Origin of the sequence: Micromonospora sp. NPDC048839 (assembly GCF_040649915.1) — a bacterium.
Classification (GTDB): Bacteria; Actinomycetota; Actinomycetes; order Mycobacteriales; family Micromonosporaceae; genus Micromonospora.
Map to the genome: position 1 here is coordinate 1 of NZ_JBEZGL010000045.1, position 2500 is coordinate 2500.

Consider the following 2500-nt stretch of genomic DNA (forward strand, 5'->3'; position numbering starts at 1 on the left):
GCTTTTGAGTCTCTTCCTCTTTCAACCATAAAAATAGCGGGCAGAGTGTAAACAAAGCGAAGCATACCGAACGGCTCAACCACCGTAAACAGCATCATTTTTATTTCCCCAAACGCAAAAAAGCCACCCAATGGGTGGCTTTCTCACTAATTTAATGTCTGGCAGTTCCCTACTCTCACATGGGGAGACCCCACACTACCATCGGCGCTACGGCGTTTCACTGCTGAGTTCGGCATGGGGTCAGGTGGGACCACCGCGCTATTGCCGCCAGACAAATTCGGTTCGTTCCCGTTCAGCGCTTTTCTTCGCTAAACCAGAACATCAATCTTGAACAAGCTGCTGTGTCCGTCACCTTTCGGCTTCTCACTCACATTCGAAAACTATCTCGTCTCTCTAAAACACCTTCGGTGTTGTCAGGTTAAGCCTCACGGTTCATTAGTATTGGTTAGCTCAACGTATCGCTACGCTTACACACCCAACCTATCAACGTCTTAGTCTTAAACGTTCCTTTAGGACCCTTAAAGGGTCAGGGAAGACTCATCTCAAGGCAAGTTTCCCGCTTAGATGCTTTCAGCGGTTATCTTTTCCGCACTTAGCTACCGGGCAATGCCATTGGCATGACAACCCGAACACCAGAGGTTCGTCCACTCCGGTCCTCTCGTACTAGGAGCAGCCCCTTTCAATCTTCCAACGCCCACGGCAGATAGGGACCGAACTGTCTCACGACGTTCTGAACCCAGCTCGCGTACCACTTTAAATGGCGAACAGCCATACCCTTGGGACCGACTACAGCCCCAGGATGTGATGAGCCGACATCGAGGTGCCAAACACCGCCGTCGATATGAACTCTTGGGCGGTATCAGCCTGTTATCCCCGGAGTACCTTTTATCCGTTGAGCGATGGCCCTTCCATTCAGAACCACCGGATCACTAAGACCTACTTTCGTACCTGCTCGAGCCGTCACTCTCGCAGTCAAGCTGGCTTATGCCTTTGCACTAACCGCATGATGTCCGACCATGCTTAGCCAACCTTCGTGCTCCTCCGTTACTCTTTGGGAGGAGACCGCCCCAGTCAAACTACCCACCAGACACTGTCCGCACCCCGGATAACGGGGCAACGTTAGAACATCAAACATTAAAGGGTGGTATTTCAAGGTTGGCTCCACGCAGACTGGCGTCCACGCTTCAAAGCCTCCCACCTATCCTACACATCAAGGCTCAATGTTCAGTGTCAAGCTATAGTAAAGGTTCACGGGGTCTTTCCGTCTTGCCGCGGGTACACTGCATCTTCACAGCGATTTCAATTTCACTGAGTCTCGGGTGGAGACAGCCTGGCCATCATTACGCCATTCGTGCAGGTCGGAACTTACCCGACAAGGAATTTCGCTACCTTAGGACCGTTATAGTTACGGCCGCCGTTTACTGGGGCTTCGATCAAGAGCTTCTCCTTACGGATAACCCCATCAATTAACCTTCCAGCACCGGGCAGGCGTCACACCGTATACGTCCACTTTCGTGTTTGCACAGTGCTGTGTTTTTAATAAACAGTCGCAGCGGCCTGGTCACTGCGGCCCCCCTTAGCTATTAACCATGGAGGGCGCACCTTCTCCCGAAGTTACGGCACCATTTTGCCTAGTTCCTTCACCCGAGTTCTCTCAAGCGCCTTAGTATTCTCTACCTGACCACCTGTGTCGGTTTACGGTACGGTCTGCGTAAGCTGAAGCTTAGGAGCTTTTCCTGGAAGCGTGATATCAGCAGCCTAGCCCTAATGGGCCGGTCCTTAGTCTCAACGTTGCCCCCCCGGATTTGCCTAAGGGGACCGCCTCAACTCTCTCACCAGGACAACCAACGCCTGGCCTGCCTAACCTTCTCCGTCCCTCCATCGCACTTACGCGAGGTGCAGGAATATTAACCCGTTTCCCATCGACTACGCATTTCTGCCTCGCCTTAGGGGTCGACTCACCCTGCCCCGATTAACGTTGCGCAAGGAAACCTTGGGCTTTCGGCGTGCGGGTTTTTCACCCGCATTATCGTTACTCATGTCAGCATTCGCACTTCCGATACCTCCAGCAGACTTCTCAATCCACCTTCATCGGCTTACGGAACGCTCCTCTACCGCGCATACAAAGTATGCACCCCAAGCTTCGGTTCATCGCTTAGCCCCGTTAAATCTTCCGCGCAGACCGACTCGACCAGTGAGCTATTACGCTTTCTTTAAAGGGTGGCTGCTTCTAAGCCAACCTCCTGGCTGTCTGTGCCTTTCCACATCGTTCACCACTTAGCGATGAATTTGGGACCTTAGCTGTGGGTCTGGGTTGTTTCCCTTTTCACGACGGACGTTAGCACCCGCCGTGTGTCTCCCGGATAGTACGTACTGGTATTCGGAGTTTGCCATGGTTTGGTAAGTCGCAATGACCCCCTAGCCATAACAGTGCTCTACCCCCAGTAGTATTCGTCCGAGGCGCTACCTAAATAGCTTTCGAGGAGAACCAGCTATCTCC

Annotated in this window: 2 rRNA genes (1 of these 2 cut by a window edge); both read right to left on the reverse strand. The window is 52.5% G+C overall.

Features of this window, described 5'->3' with window-relative positions:
- Positions 1–156: 156 nt before the first annotated feature.
- Positions 157–272: ribosomal RNA gene (rrf, locus tag AB0C25_RS36415) — 5S ribosomal RNA — on the reverse strand.
- A gap of 142 nt (positions 273–414) precedes the next feature.
- Positions 415–2500 (reverse strand): 23S ribosomal RNA (locus AB0C25_RS36420) (it continues 779 nt past the right edge of the window).